We start from the raw sequence: 22,579 nt of genomic DNA on the forward strand, positions 1-22,579 counted from the left end.
AGGGCTGCATTCAAACCTTTGAATGTCAGCTCTTTCTTCTGAATTGGAGGAATCATGAGTGAAAGATGTCTATTTATTCAGCGGTTTTTTAGGAAGCGGAAAAACTTCCATGCTGGTGGACGTATTAAGGCAATTGAAAGAAGAAGGTTTGAAGCCGGCTGTGATCATGAATGAACTGGGGGAAATCCCCTTTGACTCTCAAGCGGTGGATGAAGATGTTCCATTAAAAGAAATCCTTGACGGTTGCATTTGTTGCACAGGCGGGGAGAAGACGGAAGCCCAAATCCAAACATTGCTTTATGAAGCGGATTTTGACGTGCTCATCATCGAAACAACCGGAGCCGCCCATCCGGTGGAAGCGTTGGATGCAGTGTATTCTCCTTTATTTGCGGACCAGTTGAACATAAAGGGGATTGTGACTGTTGCGGACAGCAGACGTTGGCTTGGGCGGGATCAACTCTCTCCTCAGGCACGGAGCCTCTTTCTGGAACAAATCCGCCATGCCCATCTCATCCTCGCCAATAAAAGCGATTTGTTGACGGAAGAAGAAAAGGCGAGAGTGGTATTTGAATTGCAAGGGCTCAATCCGAACGCCTTCATTCTGCAAACGACTCATGGACGGGTGCCATTGGCAAGTTTGAAAAGTTTACAGGCAACAAAAGGGGATAAAGAAATTCAACCTGCCCAAATTGGACGGCATCTGCACTTGAATTCAAGAGTGATTGAATTCAACCGCAGTTTCACCCAGGAAGAATTTGAGGAATGGGTAAGAGAGCTTCCGGCAACGGTCTATCGGATGAAAGGCTTTGTTCCCATCGAAGGGATGCAATACCCGATGTTATTCCAATATGCATACGGTTTGGTCCAATGGATTCCGGAATATATGAAGATGCCGCCAAAAATCGTCATTATTGGAGAAAATGTACAGTCCGTACCTGTAATCGGCGAAGAAAACCGGTTGTAAATTTCGTAAAGGAAATGTCTTATATCTGTGAATCTCAACTTTTGTCAATAGTTTATTGTTAGCAATATATTTTTCAGTTGTAAAACATTGTATTTTTTTCTTCTGAAAACTCTTTAAATGATTGAGCCGAAAATGATTTGGCGTTTTTGGCAATAGCTGGACCATTTTTTTCAAGTTTTCTCCCTTATCATGGATATATTGAAAGGAGAGAAAAATAATGAAAAAATGGTTCATGACTTTTTGTGCATTATGTTTATTTGCAACGGTGGTTCCCCAAGCAAGTGCAACAACCATCAGTAAGGAGAACACGGGGCAACCTCCAGGAACGATACAAATCATCAAATTTGAAAATCATAACGGAATCATCGTCAAAAAAATTGAACGATGGGCATTAGGAAATGATGAACTTCTGAAAGATATGACACAAGCCGCCGAATTGGCAAAAAAGACCGTAAACAGCATTGTTTCCGATCCTTTTAAAGCCTTCAAGCAACCAACTGCGACCCAGGAAGAGGAAAAAACGGCTGTCAAAGTTCCGGCAAATTCAAACGCTGACAATTCTTCAGGACAGACAAATGCCGCCGCACCATCCCAACATGCCGCAAAAGATGAAACAGAAAGGGGCAAAGGGACAAATAACGGAACGTCCAAACAAATCAATCACTATTTCAAAGGAAATCCATCCAGCCCGTCAAAAGGTGGGGAACAAGCGGCACCTGCAGTTCCATCAACACCAAATGCAGAGCCGCAATCGGAAAATCCTGCAACAAAAGAGAAACCGTCAACTTCTGTTACCAACCAAGTTTCAGAGTTTGAAAGACAAGTCGTTGAGTTGACAAATGCGGAACGGGCCAAAGCGGGTCTGAAACCTCTTACGATGTACAATCCTTTAATGGCCGTTGCGAAAGCAAAATCACAGGATATGGCGAATTTAGGTTATTTTTCCCATACAAGTCCCACTTACGGCAGCCCGTTTGACCAAATGCGTGCAGCCGGTATCCAATACAGAGCGGCTGGTGAAAATATTGCCCAAGGCCAAAGAACACCGGAACAGGTGGTAAATGCATGGATGAATTCACCAGGGCATCGGGCGAATATATTAAATGCGAATTATACCCATATCGGCGTAGGCTTTGTTGAAAATGGATACTATTGGACACAACAGTTCATTCAAATGTAAGGGAAGAAACAAATCACCCATCTCAATTGGTGGGTGTTTTTGTGTGGCTGTGGGTTGGAGGGTTTTTTGGAAAATTAAATGGATTCAGGCTTGCCTGGCAAATAGGCAAAATCCGGCCCGCCTTCTGCTTACACCATTGTTTCTATGGCGCTTTATGATAAAATCAGTGTTGACGGCATAATGTAATCATCAAGAATGCAGTTTCATGAGAATAGGAGAATTATCGTGGACAAAAAAACAATCGTTTTAACAGGTGGGGGAACTGCAGGGCACGTTTCATTGAATGAAGCGATTATTCCTTCTTTGCAAGAGGAAGGCTATTCCATCCATTACATCGGATCCCATGATGGAATTGAAAAAGAATTGATTACAAAAAATTTCCCCGACCTTCCATACCATAGCATTTCAAGCGGCAAATTGAGACGGTACTTTTCATTGAAAAACTTTACGGATCCCTTCAAAGTGCTGGCAGGGATCGGCCAAGCTTTCGCGATTTTGAAAAAAGTCAAACCATCCATTGTATTCTCAAAAGGCGGTTTCGTGTCCGTACCGGTCGTGATTGCGGCGAAATTGTCAAATATACCGGTCGTGATCCATGAATCCGATGTGACGCCCGGGCTTGCCAATAAGTTGGCCCAGCCTTTTGCATCCCATATTTTCACCGTGTTCCGGGAAACCTTGAAATATTTGCCGAAAGAGAAGTCGACATGCACCGGCTCGGTGGTTCGTGAACAGCTTTTTAAAGGAAATAAAATGCGCGGATTCAAACTTTGTCAATTTGAAAATCGAAAACCTGTGCTTCTTGTCATGGGAGGCAGCTTGGGATCAGTCGTCCTGAATGATGCCATCCGGAGCAATTTGCCTGAACTGTTGAAGGATTTCAATGTAATCCATCTATGCGGAAAAGGGAATGTCGATTCGTCTTTATTGGAATTGAAAGGATATAAACAGTTCGAATATGTTACAACGGAATTGCCGGATCTGATCAGCGCGGCGGATTTCGTCGTATCCCGTGCAGGCTCCAACTCCATTTTTGAATTCCTTGCATTAAAGAAACCGATGCTGCTCATTCCTTTATCATCATCGAAAAGCCGCGGGGATCAAATATTGAATGCAAGATTGTTCAAAAATCAAGGATTTGCGGAAGTGTTGGAAGAGGAACAATTGACGAAAGAAACGTTCCTGAAATCCCTGCAAACGTTAATCCGGAATAAAGATTCCATTTTGGATGCGATGTCGAAAGCGGAAAGACCGAAAACGCCGAAAGAGATGATCAAATTAATCCTGCAATATGAAAAATAATAAAAAAGAGGCTGGGACAAAAGATAAAAAACACCATTTTCTCACGGGAGAAAAATGGTGTTTTTTTGATAATTGAAGAAAATTGATTTCCGTTCCGGGGACGCTTTCCGCGGGCCCGGCTCGAGCCTCCTCGGAGCTCAAACCTTCGCTCCTGCGGGGTCTCGAGACTCGGGCTGTTCCCGCAGGAGTCGCCCCGTCACTCCAATCAATTTTCTGTGATATCAATTTTTTACAAAAATTTTTTTTGCAGCTCGTTCACTTTATTAGTTATGTCCCAGCCTCTTTTACTTTTTATTAAATAACTTGTTCTTCTTCATTTTCCTGTTCATTGGCGGTCACCAAGTAAAATAGATCCCGAGGGATTTTATATAAATCGTATTTCGCTTCACCGGCATTGATTTCCTCATATAAAGTCGGATGCAATTCATTCGCGTTGATAACATATTGCAACTTTAAGGAGGCACGTTTCGATTTTTCGTTTTCTTTTCGGATTCTTAGAAAAACTGTGTGAAAATTATATTTGAAAAAAATCTCGTTCAAAAACTCTTTTTTCGCTAATTGATTATATCCTTTTCCTTGGAATGGAACTCCAATCCAAGTCCCCAGAAATCCAGCACCGTCTTGTATATCGTATAGACTGATTGTTCCGATCGGTTGACCCCATTCATCAAGAATCGTTCTTGAAATGGTTTTTCCCAACGCCTCTTCTTCGATTATTTGCTTTGTGATAAACAAATATTCCTCCGGGCTTGCCGCTTTGTGGCGTACATAAGGGAATACCGTTGGGTGGATCATCAATTGGTACAATTCATTAGTTTCAAATAAGTCACGAGGTTTTAGCATTAAAACGCCTCCTTTTTTTAGGATATCTTCAAAAAAATTCCAATTAACACAGAACATATCTGCAACCGAATAACTCGTAAAATTAAAAAGGCGCATCCAACGTTTTCTGAAAATAATTTCGTTGTTTGACCAATATATCTTATAATAAATATAATCGATTCTACAAGAATTTGTTTAAAAAAATACGGTATTTTCTGTGGAAAGTTTGTGAATGTAATAAAACAATTTTATTAAAAATCAGAAGACAGCACAACTAAAAACCCCAATATGATACAGTTGAATAATAAGCGGAAAGAATTAGGAAGGATTTTGTCAATTTTAGAATGATTTACATATATACTACCAACATCGAAAAGAGCCAAAACTGGGTACATTTTACGAATTCAATGGATGTTGCACAAAAATAAAATATGCAATTTTTAAAAAATGTTACTAACCAAAATGAAATTATTTTTTCTTCATCATCAAAAGCCGAAGGACAATGCTTTTTCAAAAAAAAAATGCGCCACAATTCAAGGAAATTTAATTGTGGCACCAAAACTTTAAAAATATAGGATGATACACTTTATGAAAAAAGTGTTTAGGGGTGTCATGTGTATAGTTATTAAATAACCACTTTTATATAAGTTTAAACCTTTTTTAAGGTTGATTTAAAAAATATTGTAAACAATTATGGAAATAATGATGAAAATTTGTTGAAAATTCGGGAGGCAAGTGATTCTGTCCAGGAAACCGCCTCCAACCTGACATTGGATGAAAAGTGCAGATCGGATGTTTCCTTTGCAAAATTCGTGAAGAAAAAAGGGGTTACCTTTTCCGGATGGCAGAGAGTGTACCCATGGAAAGCGGGGAAAAAAGAGGGTGTTAATTTTACTTAATTATTGAAGATAAATTGCTTGAAGTTGTATTTTCAAATGTTACAATTAGTTAGGGCGCCAAATGGGTGTAAAATTTGTAAATCCATCTCCCAAGATTTTTTACATATGATTTGAAAATGCACATGGAAAAACATAAAATTCCCCATTTTCAAATTTATTTTTTTGCAGATAATATTTATATGATGATAAAAGAAAACAAACTTGGCATTTTGAAATAGGTGCAATTTTGTTTGGAACCTCAAAAAATATTGCTGCGGAGGTGGATTGGAATCAACAATCAACGGAAAATGATGGAACAAAATGGATGTATCATATCCTGATGGACTGCCAAAATATGTAGAGGAAAAAATTTTCTTAACACAGAAAATTTTTCATTTAATTTTGTGAAAAATAGTTGTATTTTTTGTGAAGAGTAGTAAGATTGAAATGGAAAAAAGGTTCTTCTCAACAAATTATATAAATGAATATTAATAGAAGAATTCGAAAATTAAAACGGATTGCTATTTAGCAAAATTTGGAGGTTTTTCTCATGTCAAATAATGTTTTTACTGCTGGAACTCCTTGGTCAGCATTTTCTGGTCCGAACTTGGGGTATTTGATGGAACAATATGAACTATTTTTGCAAAACCCTGAGGAAGTGGATGCGGATTTAGTTGAATTATTCCAACAATTCGGTGCTCCAGTATTAGAAGAAGCTTCAAGTGGTGCTCAAGCGGCTCAAACAGGAGATGTGAAAAAAGTATTGGCAGCGATTCGCCTTGCTGATGCGATACGCGCCTTTGGCCACTATGCGGCAGATGTTTATCCATTAAAAGATCGCCCATTGGATTCCGCGAAAATCGAGCCTGCAACTTATGGTTTGACAGATGCGGATCTGGCTGAACTGCCTGCTTCTCTATTCTTTAATAATGTTCCTGCAAACGTTTCCAATGGTAAACAAGCCATTGAATATTTACGTTCATTATATACGGATAAAATCGGTTTCGAATATAGCCATATTGAAGATGAATCTGAACGAAACTGGATTCAATCAAAAGTTGAATCAGGATTCTTCAAAGCGAAATTGACAGCCGAAGAGAAAAAAGCGGTGTTGGAACAACTGACACGCGTTGAAAACTTTGAAAAATTCCTTCATAAAACATTCGTTGGACAAAAACGATTCTCCATCGAAGGTTTGGATACACTTGTAGTGTTGATTGATGAAATTGTTAAATCCGCAGAAACTAATCAAATGAAATCCGTACAAATCGGTATGGCTCATCGTGGCCGTTTGAATGTGTTGACTCACATCGTGAAAAAACCGTATGAAATGATGTTTGCGGATTTTGCCCATGTACCGAATGATTACTTCTTCCCGGAAGACGGTTCAATCGAAATTTCCAAAGGTTGGACCGGCGACGTAAAATATCATATGGGTGCAACTTATCATAAGCCATCAGGTTTAACTGTAAAACTTGCATACAACCCTTCACACTTGGAAGTGGTAAGCCCTGTTGTCGCAGGTTCTACAAGAGCGGCCCAAGAAGAAACATCCAATGCGGGTGAACCGGTGCAGGACACTTCCAAAGCATTGGCGGTGATGGTTCACGGAGACGCTGCATTCAGCGGTGAAGGAATCGTTCAAGAAACATTCAACATGGCAAGAACGAAAGGATTCACAACTGGCGGATCCATCCATATCATTTCAAACAACATGATCGGATTTACGACAGAATATTACGATTCCCGTTCAACACATTATTCTTCCGACTTGGCAAAAGGATATGGCATTCCGGTTATCCATGTGAATGCGGATGAACCTGAAGCGGTTATCCAAGTGGCAAAATTCGCTTTTGAATACCGCCAAACATTCGGAAAAGATATTTTAATCGACTTGATCGGTTACCGCAGATACGGACATAACGAAACAGATGATCCGACTGTGACAAACCCGCTCACATATATCATTGTTGATAAACATCCAACTGTCCGTGCGTTGTATGGTGAACGCATCGCCAATGAGGGTGTTGTGACGAAAGAATATGTTGAACAACTGGACAAAGATGTTTATAGTGAAATGCAAAAATGCTACGACTATGTGAAAAAAGTCGGCGAAGAAAAAGGACCATTCGAAATCGAAATGCCTGAAGCCGTGAAACAGCCATATCCAGAAGTGGAAACAGGCGTTTCAGCGGATGAATTGAAACAAATCAATGAAGAATTGTTGGCATGGCCGGAAAACTTCGAGCCACAAAACAAATTGGCAAGAATCCTAAAAAGACGCACAGAAGCATTGGAAACTGGCAAAATTGACTGGGGTCATGCAGAAACATTGGCATTCGCATCCATCTTGCGCGAAGGAAATCCAATCCGCATTTCAGGGCAAGATGCGCAACGCGGTACGTTCTCACAACGCCATCTAGTGCTTCATGACAAAAATAATGGTTCTGAATGGACGCCATTAAATCATATTTCAGGCGCCAAAGCATCTTTCAGCGTATACAACTCTCCATTGACAGAAGCGGCGATTGTCGGTTACGAATACGGCTACAATCTTGAAAATGAAAAAGCATTGACAATTTGGGAAGGCCAATTCGGGGACTTCGCAAATATGGCCCAAGTGATGTTCGATAACTTCATTTCCGCTGCCCGTTCAAAATGGGGATTAAAATCAGGACTTGTTCTATTGCTTCCAAATGGTATGGAAGGACAAGGTCCGGAACACTCCTCAGCTCGTATTGAACGCTACTTGCAATTATGCGCTGAAAACAACTGGATCGTTGCGAACTGCTCAAATGCAGGAAACTACTTCCACTTATTGCGCAGACAAGCGAAAATGCTTGGCACAGAAGCGGTGCGCCCATTAGTGGTTGCAACACCTAAATCATTGCTTCGTCATCCATTGGCGGCAGCGACTTTGGAACAATTATCCGAAGGCAAATTTGAAGAAGTGATTGAACAACCAGGACTTGGACAAAATGCGAAAAAAGTGGAACGCATCATTTTAGCTTCCGGCAAAGTGACAATCGACTTGGCTGAAGCTGTAAAAGACGGCAAAGGCTTGGATAAACTTCATATCATTCGCATTGAACAATTGTACCCATTCCCAATGGATAAAGTGAAAGAAATCATCGCTCGATATCCGAATGCGAAAGAAATCGTTTGGGTGCAAGAAGAACCTAAAAACCAAGGTCCTTGGAGATTTGTATTGGAATATTTACTCGAACTTGCAGAAGGCAAAAAAGTTCGTTATGTTGGTCGTCCAGAAATGTCTTCTACTTCCGAGGGAGACGCGGATTCACATAAAGCTGCTCAAGCAAAAGTGATCAGTGATGCTTTAGCAGATCTATAATCGAACACATCGTTCATACAGAAAAAAAGATTAGTGTGGAGAATTAAAGGAGGAACCTAAAGTGGCTGAAATTAAAGTCCCTGAATTAGCAGAATCGATTACAGAAGGTACCATTGCACAATGGGTGAAAAAAGTTGGAGATCGCGTTGAAAAAGGCGAATTCATCGTTGAATTGGAAACAGATAAAGTAAATGCGGAAATCATTTCAGAAGAAGCGGGAGTATTGACACAAATTTTGGCTCAAGAGGGCGACACAGTACAAGTTGGCCAAACAATCGCCGTTGTTGAACCAGCTGAAGGCGGAGCTGCTCCTGCACCTCAAGCGGAACCTGCAAAAGAGGCTGCAAAAGAAGAAGCGCAACCTGCACAACAAGCACCAGCTGCCCAACCGGCTCAACCTGCACCGGTTGTTGAAGAAACAAACAGCGGCCGGGTAGTGGCATCACCAGCTGCCCGTAAACTTGCACGTGAAAAAGGAATCGATTTGGCTGCGATTTCACCAGTCGATCCACAAGGCCGTGTACGCGTTCAAGACGTTGCAGCACATGCGGCAAAACCGGCTCAACCTGCTGCCCAACCAGCTCAAACGAAAGCGCCTGTAGTGGCACCAGTTGACGATTCCCGAGTGACTGTGGAAAGAATGAGCCGCCGTCGTCAAACAATCGCAAAACGCTTGCTCGAAGTAAAACAAAGCACAGCCATGTTGACAACATTCAACGAAATCGACATGACGAACGTAATGGCATTGCGCAAACGCAAACAAGAACAATTCGTGAAAGAAAATGGCATCAAACTTGGATTCATGTCATTCTTTACAAAAGCTGTTGTTGCAGCATTGAAAAAATACCCTTATGTAAATGCTCAAATCGTTGGTGACGAAATTCATAAATTCAACATTTATGATATCGGTATTGCTGTATCCACTGAAGAAGGTCTAGTTGTGCCTGTTGTACGTGATGCAGACCGCAAAAACTTCGCTGAAATCGAAAAAGAAATTGCGGAACTTGCCCAAAAAGCACGCGAGAAAAAATTGGCCCTTTCCGACTTGCAAGGTGGCACATTTACAATTACTAACGGCGGTGTATTCGGTTCATTAATGTCAACTCCGATCATCAATGGTACACAAGCCGGAATTCTTGGCATGCACGCAATCGTGAACCGTCCAGTAGCCGTGAACGGCCAAGTTGAAATCCGTCCAATGATGTATGTGGCACTTTCTTATGACCACAGAATCATCGACGGTAAAGACTCCGTAGGATTCTTGAAAACAGTAAAAGAATTGATCGAAAATCCGGAAGACTTGCTTCTAAATTCATAATAAGCAAACTTTCATACTCCCCATCAATTTTGTTGGGGAGTATATTTGATAGGATAGAATGACCAAGGAATATTGACAATTAGTCCTAAATTACGCTATTCTTTTTATAACAACTAAATATCTAGCCTCACTTTGTGGGGTAGAGGTGCGGTATTTATTAGTTTCCTAAGGAGCTTGAGCGGGCAATGACATGGGAAATGAGGAAATATCGCCGAAGTATAGTTATATGCTCAAGTAACTATGCTGGGGTTGCAGTGAATAACTGCAACACTGTCTTACATACTTAATATGTAAGGTGTGCTATTCCAAAGTGGAACTAGGGGTATTAGTCTAACAAATTGATGCGGCCTTAAGTTCTTCTTAGGTCGCTTTTTGTTTGTTGCAGCCTTACAACTCTAATCAGAAACTGGGGGAAGCTTATGAAAAAAAACCTGATGTTACTAATTTTTGCAATGGTGATGGTATTAGCACTTGCGGCATGCGGTTCCGGCAATGATAAAAATGAGGGATCACAACAGGATTCAGAATCCTCATCCGATTCTAAAGGCGTATTGCGGGTGGGAATGGAAGCCGCTTATGCTCCATTCAACTGGTCACAAAAAGATGATTCAAATGGTGCGGTTCCAATCAAAGATTCAAAAGAATACGCAGCAGGTTATGATGTTGAAATCGCAAAACGCATTGCGGAAGGGCTTGGAATGGAACTTGAAATCGTAAAAACGGATTGGGACGGTTTGATTCCTTCATTGCAATCAGGTGCCATTGACCTTGTCATTGCAGGTATGTCACCAACACCTGAACGAATGGAAGTAATCGATTTTACGGACAACTATTATACAAGCGACTTTGTAATCGTTGTGAAAAAAGATGGCCCGTATGCCAATGCGAAATCCATCCATGATTTCAAAGGTGCCAAAGTCACAGCACAACAAGGAACAACTCACTATAAAGTCATCGATCAAATGACAGGCGTTCAAAAACAAGTTCCGGCAAACGACTTCGGTCAAATGCGCATCCAATTATCTTCCGGCGCTATTGACGCATACATTTCTGAACGTCCAGAAGGTATGTCTGCCGCAGCAGCCATCAAAAACTTCACTTACATTGTTCCTGAAGACGGCTTTGAGGCGGATGAATCCGATACTGCCATTGCGGTCGGATTGAAAAAAGGTTCGGATTTAAAAGATAAAATTAACGAAATTTTAGCAGGAATTTCCGAAGAAGAACGTCAACAAATCATGGAAGACGCTATCAAAAATCAACCATCACAACAATAGTGTGGTGAAAGGTTGTCTTGAGATTTTCACTTTACAAGACAACCTTTTTCCATTTTCCTCCTGTTTCATCAAGGATGTTTCATTATTATAATTAAAACTATGAATAAGGAGATTTCTTTATGTCTTTCTTAGAAACGGTTTGGAATATTTTCCTGAATAACTGGGATCTCTTTTTGCGTGGCGCATGGATTGCTCTGATTCTTGCGGTGCTCGGTACGATTTTCGGAGCGATCATCGGTTTTTTCATCGGTATCATGCACACGATTCCAATGCCTAAAAAATCTTTCAAAACATTTGTATTAAAAACTATCAATTTCATACTAACTTGCTATGTTGAAATTTTCCGTGGCACGCCGATGATGGTACAAGCCATGGTGGTCTTTTACGGACTATACGCCATCGATATTCAATTGAACCGGTTCGTTGCAGGTTTGATTGTAATCAGTTTGAATACCGGCGCGTATATGGCCGAATATGTCCGTGGAGGCATCGTATCCATCGACAAGGGACAATATGAAGCCAGTGAAGCGATCGGTATGGGCCATTTCCAAACAATGTTCTATATAATCCTTCCGCAAGTAGCCCGCAATATATTACCGGCTACCGGCAACCAGCTTGTCATGAATATCAAAGACTCTTCCGTATTAAGTGTTATCAGTGTCGTTGAATTGTTCTTCACTACAAATTCCGTTGCTGGTAGTACATATCGTTATGCGGAAGCCTTCTTGATTGCCTGTGTATTGTACTTCATTATGACTTTCACTGTAACACGAATCTTGTTATGGTTTGAAAGGAAAATGGACGGCCATGATTCGTACCGGATGGAACTTGTGACAGGCAACAAGCCGAAAAAGGGTGGTGAGTAACAATGTCTGTGGTCATTGATATACGGCATTTAAATAAAAAATTCGGCGATCATGAAGTGTTAAAAGATGTGAATTTCCAAGTTAAAAAAGGGGAAGTTGTGACATTGATCGGCTCTTCAGGATCAGGAAAATCGACGTTATTGCGATGTATTAACTTGCTGGAAACACCTACAGGCGGGGAAATCATCTTTGACGGGCAAAATATTTTGGATGAAAGCCTGGACAAAAGAAAATACCGCACCCATTTAGGGATGGTGTTCCAACAATTTAATTTATTCAATAACTTGGATGTTTTAGGAAACTGCACGATCGGCCAAATCAAAGTATTGAAACGTTCAAAGGAAGAGGCCGTAAAAAATGCAATGAAATATCTGACGGTCGTTGGAATGGATAAATTCAAGCATGCAAGACCACGCCAGCTTTCCGGTGGACAAAAGCAGAGGGTGGCAATCGCAAGGGCGCTGGCCATGGATCCGGAAGTGATGTTGTTTGATGAACCTACTTCCGCCCTTGACCCGGAAATGGTGGGGGAAGTGTTGAAAGTCATGAGGGATCTTGCCGAAGCGGGAAATACGATGCTCATTGTAACCCACGAGATGGAGTTTGCGAAAGAAGTGTCAGACCGTGTCGTATTTATGGATAAAGGGGTTATCGTCGAGGAAGGCCCTCCTGAGGAAGTGCTTGTGAATCCTAAACATGAACGGACAAGAGAATTTTTAAGACGAACTTTAAACAAATAATAATGACAAGGACCGTTTTGATTAAGAGAAAACGGTCCTTTTTCAGCTCACTTTATTCATTTTCTTTTGATATTGCTGTATATGATGGGAAATGGCCAGATTAAAGAGTTCCGGCCGTTCGATATTTGACAAGTGCCCAGTATTTTCAAACACAATCAAGTGGGAAGACTTGATCATGTAATGCATCAGGTAGGCATTTTGAATCGGTACGACCTTATCTTCCAATGAACCGATAATCAGCGTAGGTACATTAATGGTGAATAAATCATAAAAGTAGTTTCTTCCAAAAGCGGATTGGATGGATTGCAAATACGTATCTTCCCGAATGTAAAAAGCATTTTTCGCCAATTCATAAACATTTTTTTCTTCAGGATTATATAAACATTTTTTGATGAGCCGTTCGTTTAATTGATCAACTGATGATTTCTCCAATAATCGTTTCGTTTTTTCAAGGGTCAATTTTCCAAACAAGGTTGGAATGTAGTAGGTTGTATTGCATAAAATGAGGGATTTTACACGGTTTTTAAAACGCTTACATATTTCCAGAGCCACAATGCCACCCAAAGACAGACCGACAAAGTGCGCTTTATCGATGTTCAAATAATCCAATACTTCAATAATGTCTTTGGCAAAGAATTCAACCTGGATATTTTCCTTTTCCGGAGAGTAACCATGTCCCCTCAATTCAATGATAATCAAACGGTAATGGGATGTAAGTTCCAATTGGGGGGCCCAGGCCTGAATCCGGTTGCCTAACCCGTGAATAAAGACTATTTCTTCACCTTTCCCGACATCCAAGTAATTTAACATCGCAATCACCTTTTCGTAAGCGTTTTCGTGAAACGGCAGGGACGGTTTACTCTATAGTCTTTTGCAATATTTTGACTTTTAATCATTAAATTTGAGAACAAATCAAAATGGTTTATCATTATTATATGTAAATTGCACAGAAATGTACCATGACAACTGTACCTATGTTTTCAATCGTGCCAATGTTTTTTACTTTGGAGACTTCGACTTTTGTAATCAATTTTTTTGTCATGCAAACGGAAAATCAAGCGAATGTCCGGGAATGGGGAAAGATGGGATATGATAAAGAGACAAAAAGCCATCGGAAATCCGAATATTGATCCCGAAAAACCGCATAACTTCTTCAAATTCCTTGAACGTCAAAAGCTCCTGACAGTATTTTGATAATTTTCATGTATATACTGATCATATAAATGATATAATTGTAAACGATATATATAGAGAAGAGAGGGTATGTTTATGTTAAATTTGAAGTGGAAGGATGCACCGACCATCCGAAAAGTGAAATGTGTAAATACTAATGCGAAAAAATATTTAGTATCCAATGTGTTGACTGTTGGAAAAGAATATGAAGTGAAAAATGAAACGGAAGAATTCATTTTTATCATTGATAACACTGGAAAAGTGGGCGGATATTATAAGGAGTATTTTGAAAATATTTAGCACGAGTGCCTCATTCACTCGTGCTTTTTTAAATGGTTTCGATTTTATGCACCGTTTTTTCAAGGGCTTGCTGTTTTTCATTCCAATCGGCTTGGATCCGCAATGTTTCTTCAATGGAATCAAGCAGTTGGGTTTGCGTTTCTTTTAATTGATCCAAATCCGCATGATTGGTAATATTCATCATTTCTGCGTTTTTTTCCGCCATTTTTTCGGAAGTGTTCATCAAGCTTTTGCTTGTCTCATTGGCCCGATGTTGCCGGTTCAAATTGACGAGCATGGAAATTTGGGATTGCCATAAAGGGATGGTCGATAAAATGGATGATTGAATTTTTTCGATGAGCATTTCGTTCGTCGACTGGATCATCCGTATTTGCGGGGCCGTCTGAATGGCAATTTCCCTCGAAATTTGCAAATCATACATTCTCCGGTCCAACCATTCGACGGCATTTTTCATATCGAGCAATTTTTGCTGCATCAACGGGTTGTCCACTTGTGCCGCATCTTGTTCCATTTTTTGCAGTTGTTTGAATGCATCCATCCTTTTCATTTCCAGTGCCGCAATATAAAGATTAATTTTTTGATAATACTCTTCGTTTTTCTCAAATACTTTATTCAGCATGTCGTTGTCGGCCAATAAATTTTGCTGCGCCCGTTTCAAATGAACGGTCAACCGGTCAATTTGTACACTTAACCGGTTATATTGGGAGACGATTTGTTGAACGGATTTTTGCCGCTTGAACAGTTTCCGGAAAAAGCCTTTGCCTTGCTGGGCAAATTCATCAAGATCGATGGAATCCAATTGTTCAACCAAAGATGATAAAATTTCACGGATTGGAGAAGTATCGTTTCTTTGCACTTGGGTTAAAAGTTGATGGGTAAAATGCTTCAACGATTTTTGGACATCCTCGCCAAAACGGAGAACGTCTTCATAATCGGTCATATCCAATCCACTGGCCAAATATAATGCTTTTGACTGCTCTTCTTGAGGGAGGGAAGGAAAGACTATGGGATCCGAAACAGAAAAAGAGCTCCCGCTGCTAGCAAGGGTGTGGAACGGTTTTTCTGAGCTCTTTTTCCCACTCATTGGTCTTCACTCCGATATTCAATCTGTTGTTTCTTTTCCTGCTCAAGTTTTACATATTCCAACTCCAATTTTAAATTCTCAATATCTGTGGCAAGAGCCGCTTTCAAATCATCTTGCATGGAATCCTGTAAATTTTTCATCGCTTTCCGCGCCTCTTCCAAAGCGATGTGCACATCCGCATCCTTGATTTGCTGCTGTACGAGTGTCGTGTAATTTTTGCTCAATTGTACAGCTGAAGGCAGATGGGAATAGAAAAATTCTTCCACCATGTAAAATTTTTGAGGGTTGGATTGAACGATATTGACGATTCTTCTTGACAGTTTCGTCATTTCGTTGATCAGCTTGAAGGATCGGATGGAACGGACCCGGATATATTGTTGTGTCAATGAATTGATATGGCTTTTCGCCTGTTTGATCTGCGACTCAATCTGATTAAATTCCGAGCGTGTAAGACCGAATGCTTTCGCCTTTTTCTGTTTTTGAATGGTTTTAATGGCGACATTGCTGACAATATATATTAAAATTGCGGCAAGCAAAGAAAACAAATCTTCCACCAAATCAAAAGTATCCAACAAAACGACTGCAGTGATGGTAAATAAAAAATTCAGTAAATGCCGTACCAGAAAATTGCTAACCCCCAGCATATGCGTACCTCCTCACGTTCTTAGTATAAATTACGTAGCTTGGAGATGAAAAGTTTCAAAATTTATTACTTTTATTATTTGGAATCTATTTCATGATACAACTTTTAGCATATTTTTCAATTATGTATCCGCTGGAAATGATAAACTTCCGTTCATGCGAGATCCGTATCCATTTTTTTGTATCCCTTTAAATCATCGAAAATTTCGATTGAAATGGATTCGGATTTATTATCATGGCTTCTTTCTTGATGAAAAAAGCGCAAAAATTCTTCGACGGACTGGTCTCTCCCTTCCACTTCAATCTCCATTTGATGGTCTTCGTTCATCCGGCAATATCCTTTCAATCCCAGCTCCATGGCTATTTGCCGGACGAGCAGGCGATATCTTATATCCGCCGCATTTGCTTTTGTACGTATGCGCACCCGCTTTGTCATCCAATTCCCCCGCAATCAATTTTAGTCATTCAAAAACGGTTTCGTCCCTATATTGTGCATTCCAGTCTCAGAAAAATATAAGATGGCTTCCAACAGCATTTTTAATTATAGTTCAAAAAAATTGCTCATTGTGGAAGGGAGGTTTACAATTTTCTTAGATCATTCTTGTGATGATTGCCGATCTTTATTGGTCAAATAAGGTATATGGGCGTGGAATAAAAATGGCTTAATTCGTCAAAATCCATTTCTTTTACCAATCGATCGGTATAAGCAGGCGTGCCCGTCAGATTGAATGATTCGTCAATAATACATATGATTTTAACATATGGAAGCCTTTATTTAATATTAAAGATTGGGGTAGTATTTTTACATGTATAAATTGATTTATATGAAAGCGGATTATGAACCATGGTGGCAGCTGGAAGGATGGGAATCGCACATCGTTTCGGAGCGGATTTTTGAAACAAAGGAAGAGCTTGAGCAAACGCTCCAACAGATGCTGGAAACATTCAGAAAAAAATATGACCATGAGGAAAGCAGGGAAGGGAAGTATTTCGCCTTCTGGTCGGAGGATGAAAAAAACTATTGCGAAGCTTGTGATGAGAATTTACAAATTTTTCATGGTTTAATTGTGCAGGAAGTTGGGTAATCATATATAATAGAAATATCATATAGTTCATTACCCGATCCAAAATAAACGATAAAAAATAAAAAAATCGTTTGACTTTTGTAATATGGTGTTATAAAATGAATATACAATTAAATTGCAAGGCCGGAAACAGATGATTCACATATTACAAAGAGTGATCGGTGGTTTTTACGGTACTCTTCGTAATATGTGAATTTTTTTATTATCAATGTAATAAAATAATTCCATATTGCAAAAATATTTTTATCTTTTTGGAGGTTTTTTCAATGAAACAAGGTACAGTAAAATGGTTTAACTCAGAAAAAGGTTTTGGATTCATCGAAGTTGAAGGTGAAAACGACGTATTCGTACACTTCTCAGCTATCCAAGGTGAAGGGTTCAAAACTCTTGAAGAAGGTCAAAAAGTGGAATTCGAAGTGGTTGAAGGTAACCGCGGACCACAAGCTGCTAACGTAGTTAAATTATAATAATCGAACCTAAAATATTAAGGCTTCCTTCCAATCTTGGAAGCCTTTTTTATTTGTCCGGGATTCGGAATCTAAAAAACAGCGGGTTTTTCCCGCTGTTTTTTTATTATTGTGCGGTATAACCTCCGTCCAAGACCACGGCTTGACCGGTGATTCCTTTGGCGGCATCGCTTGCAAGATAAAGGGCAAGGGACGCAATTTCATCGACTGAAATCAACCGTTTTTGCGGAACCAATGGATATAGCACTTCTTCCAACACATTTTCCACCGGGATATTGCGCGTTTTCGCCAAATCTTCAAATTGCCCCCGCACCAATGCTGTATCCACATAACCAGGGCAGATGGCATTCACCGTAATGTGATAAGGAGCCGTTTCAAGGGCCGCCACTTTTGTTAATCCGATGACACCGTGCTTGGCGGAGTTGTATGCGGATTTGCCCGCAAACCCGATCAAGCCGTTGATGGAAGCGATATTGATGATTCTCCCGAACTGCTTTTTCTTCATATGTGGAATCGCATATTTCATTGTAATAAAAGGCGCCGTCAGCATGATTTTGATCATCAATTCAAATTTTTCAGTGGGAAAGTCTTCGATGAATGACACATGCTGGATTCCGGCATTGTTGATCAAAATATCGATCGAGCCGTATGTTTCTACGGTATAGTCAATCGCCCGTTTTATTTGTTCTTCGCTCGTCACATTGCAGACGACGCTTGAAACCTGTCCGGGCAATTGTTTTATTGCTTGATCCAATTTTTCCTCGTTCAAATCGGAAATGACGACGTTTGCCCCCGCCTCAGCAAAGTTTTTGGCAATTTCAAACCCGATTCCTTGGGCACTTCCGGTGATAAAAAGCGTTTTTCCTTTCATTGACAGAACCTCCAACCGTTTATAATCCTAATGAGAATAAGATGATCGCAAGTATTGTTCCGAGCAGAGGAATGATGACGGTGAGCGCCCCCATTGCCGGATAAGCATCTTTATGGGATTCCTTCGCGATGGCCGTGATCGTGGTCACCACATAACCGCTATGGGGCAATGTATCCAAAGATCCTGAAGCAATGGCCACCACCCTGTGCAATTGTTCCGGATTGACTCCCATATCCAAATAATGGGGAGCAATTAATGGCAAGGCGATAGATTGTCCTCCCGATGAGGATCCGGTGAGACCCGCCAGCACCGCAACCGCAATGGCACCGCCAATAAGCGGATTGCCCGGAATGTTTGTCATGTAATCCACCGTTTGAAGGAAGGCAGCCGTCTGTTTCACAACACCGCCATATCCGACGACCGCAGCTGTATTGGCGATGGCGATTATTGCCCCTAACGCGCCATCCGCAATCGCTTTTTCCCGATTTTTCATATATTTGAAGCTCACAAGATAAGCCGTGATGATGCCGCCGAGCAAAGCGATGATCAATGCGGATGTTCCCAACGTATCATGGAAAATGAAGGAAAATCCAAGAACGACGACCAACGGCAACAGACTGAGCAAAGGATTCGGAAGAGGGCGGATTTCTTCATGTTCAAATTGGTCGGATTCTTTTGCAACGAAAGTTTCACCTCTCGCCACTGCTCGTCCAATCATCCACTTTAACCAAAAATAACCGATAACGGCCATGAAAATGGCGACAATCAAACTCACTTGCCAACCTGCATAAGGTGTCGTTCCCAAGTGTTCAATGGGAATCCAGTTCTGGATTTCCGGAGAACCGGCAGAAGTCATGGTGAATGTGACGGATCCCAATGCCAATGTACCCGGAATAAACCGTCTTGGAAGGTTGGCTTCTTTGAATAGACTTAATGCCATCGGGAAAACAGAGAAGGCAACAATGAACAGGCTCACACCACCATAGGTCAAAACGGCACAAGCCACAACAACAGCCAAGATGGCGTGTTTCGCGCCAATCTTTTCAACAATCCATTTGGAGACGCTATCAGCAGCCCCACTGTCTTCCATCACTTTTCCGAAAATGGCCCCCGCCAAGAACATGAGCCACCAGGAACTGATGAATCCCGTAAAGCCGCCCATGTAGCTGGTAATAAAGTCCGGCGCACCTTCCGAAGCCAATTGCGGAAATATCGTAATTCCGCTGAAAATGGCTGCAATGAATGCCGCAAAAGGCGCCGCAATAAGCAAGTTGACGCCGCGCATCGTCAAATAGATCATCAGCGCCAAGCTTCCCAACAGCCCGATGAAACCTAAAATCATCGGATTCCCCCCTTTAGTAAGTTACGAAATTTCTGTTAAAATTCAGAGATTTCTATTAAATGTGTATGTGACCGGAAATTGTTTCATTCTTTTTGATAGCCCTTTTCTATTAAATGGGTAAAAAGTCTAATAAAAAATAAAAAAGGAGCATCTTCCTCTTGATTGTGAGGAATTGCTCCTATTAAGCGGCAGGGGAGGGGAAAGATTATTCATCTTCCGTTGAGACCGATTCAAGGGTGGAGGTCACGATATATTTTTCTCCCTGATCCGTATCCATGATATATTCGGTTTTCACTTCTCCAAGCCCTTCAACAAAGTACTTTCTGTTGACGTAATTTTCACCGGATTCTTCGATTACAATGGCCTCATCAAAGTTTTTATAAGGTGTTTCGACAGGTTCATCGATTTTTATGATTTTCCAGTTGCCGAAGGATGTGCCAACCTCGATCGGTTTTGCAAAATACGTTTCAATAGGCTGCATGGACTTTATGTCTTCCATGTCCGGAAAAGCGGCATCAAGGTCCACCGGCTCTTTGTAAACAATCTCGATTTTTTCATCACCGATTTTATAAATGGTCATCATGGTCACACCGCCGTTATCGACAATTGTGCCCACATACTGATCGTCCAGCCAAGTCGTTTTTTCGGTATATGAAGCAAATTCATTGCCATCGCCCAAAAATTTCGCCGTCGATCCGTCCGGTTTTAAAAATTGGCTTAATTCCAATTCATCCGCCGGTTCTTCTTCCACCGCATTTTGATTATCCCCATTTTCTTCTCCATTAGGCGTTTCTCCGTTCACAGGTTCGGGATCGCCCGCATTGTCTTGTTGTTGGCAGCCAAACAGCAGAACCAGCAGAAAAATCATGGAAATTCCCATTGCTCTCATCACGCACAGCTCCTTCCGTTCTATATTACTTATTATTATAAAACGATATTATTGCCCATACACTAATTTTTTAATAATTATATTATGTAAACTAGTTTGGGATTGGATAAATCCAAAAAAGCCATTCCTGGCCAAATTCAAATCCAAAAAAAAAGAGTGAATAGGGGAAACGCAATACTTTCCCCATCCACTCTTTTAAGGATTCTCATTTTTTTCTATTATAAAAGCCCTTGAGCTTCTTTCCACTCCAGGAATTCATCATATGTGCATTGCTTGTCGATGATGGAGCCGTCTTCCTGAATTTCAATGACGCGGTTTGCAATCGTTTGGATGAATTGATGGTCGTGGGATGTGAAAATCATCGCGCCTTTGAAGGCGATCAATCCATTGTTCAACGCTTGAATGGATTCCAAGTCCAAATGGTTCGTCGGTTCATCCAAAAGAAGCACGTTCGCGCCTGAAAGCATCATTTTGGCCAGCATGCAGCGGACTTTTTCGCCCCCGGATAATACGGAAGGGGATTTTTTCACTTCTTCGCCGGAGAACAGCATACGGCCCAAGAAACCGCGCAAGAACGTTTCCGTTTGATCTTCCGGAGAGAATTGGCGCAACCAATCCACCAGGGTTTTTTCTTCGCCCTCAAAGTATTTGGAGTTGTCCATAGGGAAGTAGGCTCTGGATGTTGTCACGCCCCATTTAAATGTTCCGCCGTCCGCTTGGCGTTCTTCCATCAAAATATCGAGCAATGCGGATTTGGCCAATGGGCTGCCAAGCAGCACGATTTTATCATCCCGGTTCATGATGAATCGAATATCTTTGAACAGCTCTTTTCCGTCTTGGAGCGCTGTCAAACCGTCCACCGCCAGACAGTCGTTGCCGATTTCCCGGTTGATTTTGAAATTGATGTAAGGATATTTGCGGCTTGACGGTTTAATATCCTCCAATTGGATTTTTTCAAGCATTTTTTTGCGGCTTGTCGCTTGCTTGGATTTTGACGCATTGGCGGAGAAGCGGGCGATGAATTCTTGCAGCTCTTTGATTTTTTCTTCTTTTTTCTTGTTTTGTTCCTGCGCCATTTTCAATGCCAATTGGGAAGATTCATACCAGAAATCATAGTTCCCTACATAGATTTGGATTCGTCCAAAGTCCAAATCGGCAATATGGGTACAAACTTTATTCAAAAAGTGACGGTCATGGGAAACAACGATGACCGTGTTTTCAAAGTTGATCAAAAACTCTTCCAGCCAGCGAATGGCTTTCAAATCCAAGTGGTTTGTCGGCTCGTCCAATAAAAGGATGTCCGGCTTGCCGAAAAGGGCTTGGGCAAGCAATACTTTCACTTTATCGGAACCTTCCAAGTCCGCCATTTTCAAATAGTGCTTTTCATCGGGAATGCCAAGGCCATGCAAAAGGGTGGCCGCTTCGGATTCAGCTTCCCAACCGTTCAACTCGGCAAATTCGCCTTCAAGTTCAGCGGCGCGCATGCCATCTTCATCTGTAAAATCTTCTTTCATATAGATGGCTTCTTTTTCTTTCATGACGTCATACAGGCGTTTATGGCCCATAATGACCGTCTCCAGCACCGTATATTCGTCATATTCAAAATGGTTTTGCTTCAATACGGCTATCCGTTGGTCTTTTCCAACAATCACTTGACCTTCCTGCGGTTCAATTTCTCCAGATAATATTTTAAGGAACGTGGATTTGCCCGCTCCGTTCGCTCCGATAAGACCATAACAGTTTCCAGGTGTAAATTTGATATTCACATCTTCAAATAGTTTGCGATCGCCATAACGAAGACCTACATTACTTACTTGAATCATGTAAGTTCCTCCTTTGTTACTACTTCAATGTATAAAAAAGATGGAATCCAGCGCCATTTTCTCTTTTACACATAATGCCACCATTATATCAGGAAGTGGGGCGAAAAGCTATAGAAGGTTTACATTCATTCGTAAAAGGGGAGGGGATTGGGGGAAAACATAGAAGCAAATCGAGTAGGAGGGAGCGATTAACTCCCGTCCTCT

At 41.0% G+C, this 22,579-nt stretch carries 20 protein-coding genes, 1 pseudogene and 1 riboswitch; of the genes and pseudogenes, 11 read left to right on the forward strand and 10 right to left on the reverse strand.

The window, feature by feature from the left end; translation table 11 throughout:
- Positions 1-58: 58 nt before the first annotated feature.
- From NSS77_RS14390 to NSS77_RS14400, 3 genes are all read left to right on the forward strand, one after another.
- Positions 59-964, forward strand: coding sequence for a GTP-binding protein (locus tag NSS77_RS14390; protein WP_342469352.1), 906 nt, complete (start codon positions 59-61; stop codon positions 962-964).
- 214 nt (positions 965-1,178) lie between these two features.
- The gene (locus tag NSS77_RS14395; protein ID WP_342471299.1) at positions 1,179-2,144 is read left to right on the forward strand and encodes a CAP domain-containing protein; all 966 of its coding nucleotides are present in this window, start codon (positions 1,179-1,181) and stop codon (positions 2,142-2,144) included.
- 225 nt (positions 2,145-2,369) lie between these two features.
- Entirely contained in the window at positions 2,370-3,446 is a 1,077-nt protein-coding gene (locus tag NSS77_RS14400; RefSeq protein WP_342469353.1) for an undecaprenyldiphospho-muramoylpentapeptide beta-N-acetylglucosaminyltransferase, read from the forward strand.
- Here NSS77_RS14400 and NSS77_RS14405 read toward each other — a convergent pair.
- Positions 3,418-3,636: pseudogene (locus NSS77_RS14405) on the reverse strand (hypothetical protein); the annotation flags it as partial. The gene NSS77_RS14400 and the pseudogene NSS77_RS14405 overlap by 29 nt on opposite strands.
- 104 nt (positions 3,637-3,740) lie before the next feature.
- The gene (locus tag NSS77_RS14410) at positions 3,741-4,289 is read right to left on the reverse strand and encodes a GNAT family N-acetyltransferase (protein ID WP_342469354.1); all 549 of its coding nucleotides are present in this window, start codon (positions 4,287-4,289) and stop codon (positions 3,741-3,743) included.
- Between the two features lie 1,407 nt (positions 4,290-5,696).
- Here NSS77_RS14410 and NSS77_RS14415 point away from each other — a divergent pair.
- From NSS77_RS14415 to NSS77_RS14435, 5 genes are all read left to right on the forward strand, one after another.
- Complete coding sequence (locus tag NSS77_RS14415; RefSeq protein ID WP_342469355.1) at positions 5,697-8,498, forward strand: 2-oxoglutarate dehydrogenase E1 component; 2,802 nt, start codon at positions 5,697-5,699, stop codon at positions 8,496-8,498.
- Between the two features lie 61 nt (positions 8,499-8,559).
- A complete protein-coding gene (gene odhB / locus NSS77_RS14420; protein WP_342469356.1) occupies positions 8,560-9,816 on the forward strand; it encodes a 2-oxoglutarate dehydrogenase complex dihydrolipoyllysine-residue succinyltransferase in 1,257 nt (418 codons plus the stop codon).
- 132 nt (positions 9,817-9,948) lie between these two features.
- A riboswitch (Lysine riboswitch) is annotated at positions 9,949-10,127 on the forward strand.
- Positions 10,128-10,235: 108 nt separating this feature from the next.
- Positions 10,236-11,093 carry a transporter substrate-binding domain-containing protein gene (locus tag NSS77_RS14425; protein ID WP_342469357.1) on the forward strand — a complete coding sequence of 286 codons (858 nt, stop codon included), beginning with the start codon at positions 10,236-10,238 and terminating at the stop codon, positions 11,091-11,093.
- 119 nt (positions 11,094-11,212) lie between these two features.
- Entirely contained in the window at positions 11,213-11,959 is a 747-nt protein-coding gene (locus tag NSS77_RS14430) for an amino acid ABC transporter permease (RefSeq protein ID WP_342469358.1), read from the forward strand.
- Between the two features lie 2 nt (positions 11,960-11,961).
- Positions 11,962-12,699 (forward strand): amino acid ABC transporter ATP-binding protein, encoded by a 738-nt coding sequence (locus NSS77_RS14435; protein WP_342469359.1) that lies wholly within the window; start codon positions 11,962-11,964, stop codon positions 12,697-12,699.
- Positions 12,700-12,741: 42 nt separating this feature from the next.
- On the opposite strand, the gene NSS77_RS14440 is transcribed toward NSS77_RS14435, so the two are convergent.
- On the reverse strand, positions 12,742-13,509 hold the full coding sequence (locus tag NSS77_RS14440) for an alpha/beta hydrolase (RefSeq protein WP_342469360.1): 768 nt from the start codon (positions 13,507-13,509) through the stop codon (positions 12,742-12,744).
- Between the two features lie 459 nt (positions 13,510-13,968).
- Here NSS77_RS14440 and NSS77_RS14445 point away from each other — a divergent pair, with 459 nt between their 5' ends.
- Positions 13,969-14,172, forward strand: coding sequence for a DUF6501 family protein (locus NSS77_RS14445; protein WP_342469361.1), 204 nt, complete (start codon positions 13,969-13,971; stop codon positions 14,170-14,172).
- 28 nt (positions 14,173-14,200) lie between these two features.
- Here NSS77_RS14445 and NSS77_RS14450 read toward each other — a convergent pair whose 3' ends face one another.
- The 3 genes from NSS77_RS14450 to NSS77_RS14460 all read right to left on the reverse strand — a co-directional run bounded on the left by NSS77_RS14450 (position 14,201) and on the right by NSS77_RS14460 (position 16,334).
- Positions 14,201-15,256: a toxic anion resistance protein gene (locus NSS77_RS14450; protein ID WP_342469362.1), complete on the reverse strand. Its 1,056-nt coding sequence runs from the start codon at positions 15,254-15,256 to the stop codon at positions 14,201-14,203.
- Positions 15,253-15,900, reverse strand: coding sequence for a 5-bromo-4-chloroindolyl phosphate hydrolysis family protein (locus NSS77_RS14455; RefSeq protein ID WP_342469363.1), 648 nt, complete (start codon positions 15,898-15,900; stop codon positions 15,253-15,255). The genes NSS77_RS14450 and NSS77_RS14455 overlap by 4 nt, the downstream gene beginning before the upstream one ends.
- Positions 15,901-16,052: 152 nt before the next feature.
- Entirely contained in the window at positions 16,053-16,334 is a 282-nt protein-coding gene (locus NSS77_RS14460) for an acylphosphatase (protein WP_342469364.1), read from the reverse strand.
- Between the two features lie 370 nt (positions 16,335-16,704).
- Between NSS77_RS14460 and NSS77_RS14465 the strand changes: the two genes are divergently transcribed.
- Both NSS77_RS14465 and NSS77_RS14470 read left to right on the forward strand, forming a co-directional pair.
- Positions 16,705-16,983, forward strand: coding sequence for a DUF1033 family protein (locus NSS77_RS14465; RefSeq protein WP_342469365.1), 279 nt, complete (start codon positions 16,705-16,707; stop codon positions 16,981-16,983).
- Between the two features lie 266 nt (positions 16,984-17,249).
- Entirely contained in the window at positions 17,250-17,450 is a 201-nt protein-coding gene (locus tag NSS77_RS14470; protein WP_342469366.1) for a cold-shock protein, read from the forward strand.
- Positions 17,451-17,556: 106 nt separating this feature from the next.
- Here NSS77_RS14470 and NSS77_RS14475 read toward each other — a convergent pair whose 3' ends face one another.
- The 4 genes from NSS77_RS14475 to NSS77_RS14490 form a co-directional block, all read right to left on the reverse strand.
- Positions 17,557-18,321, reverse strand: coding sequence for a 3-hydroxybutyrate dehydrogenase (locus NSS77_RS14475; RefSeq protein ID WP_342469367.1), 765 nt, complete (start codon positions 18,319-18,321; stop codon positions 17,557-17,559).
- A 19-nt stretch (positions 18,322-18,340) separates the two neighbouring features.
- Positions 18,341-19,660, reverse strand: a complete 1,320-nt coding sequence (locus tag NSS77_RS14480; protein ID WP_342471300.1) for an SLC13 family permease — start codon at positions 19,658-19,660, stop codon at positions 18,341-18,343.
- Between the two features lie 208 nt (positions 19,661-19,868).
- Complete coding sequence (locus tag NSS77_RS14485) at positions 19,869-20,552, reverse strand: hypothetical protein (RefSeq protein ID WP_342469368.1); 684 nt, start codon at positions 20,550-20,552, stop codon at positions 19,869-19,871.
- A 218-nt stretch (positions 20,553-20,770) separates the two neighbouring features.
- On the reverse strand, positions 20,771-22,375 hold the full coding sequence (locus NSS77_RS14490; RefSeq protein ID WP_342469369.1) for an ATP-binding cassette domain-containing protein: 1,605 nt from the start codon (positions 22,373-22,375) through the stop codon (positions 20,771-20,773).
- Between the last annotated feature and the right edge of the window lie 204 nt (positions 22,376-22,579).

Origin of the sequence: Ureibacillus sp. FSL K6-3587 (assembly GCF_038593165.1) — a bacterium.
Lineage (GTDB): Bacteria > Bacillota > Bacilli > Bacillales_A > Planococcaceae > Ureibacillus > Ureibacillus suwonensis.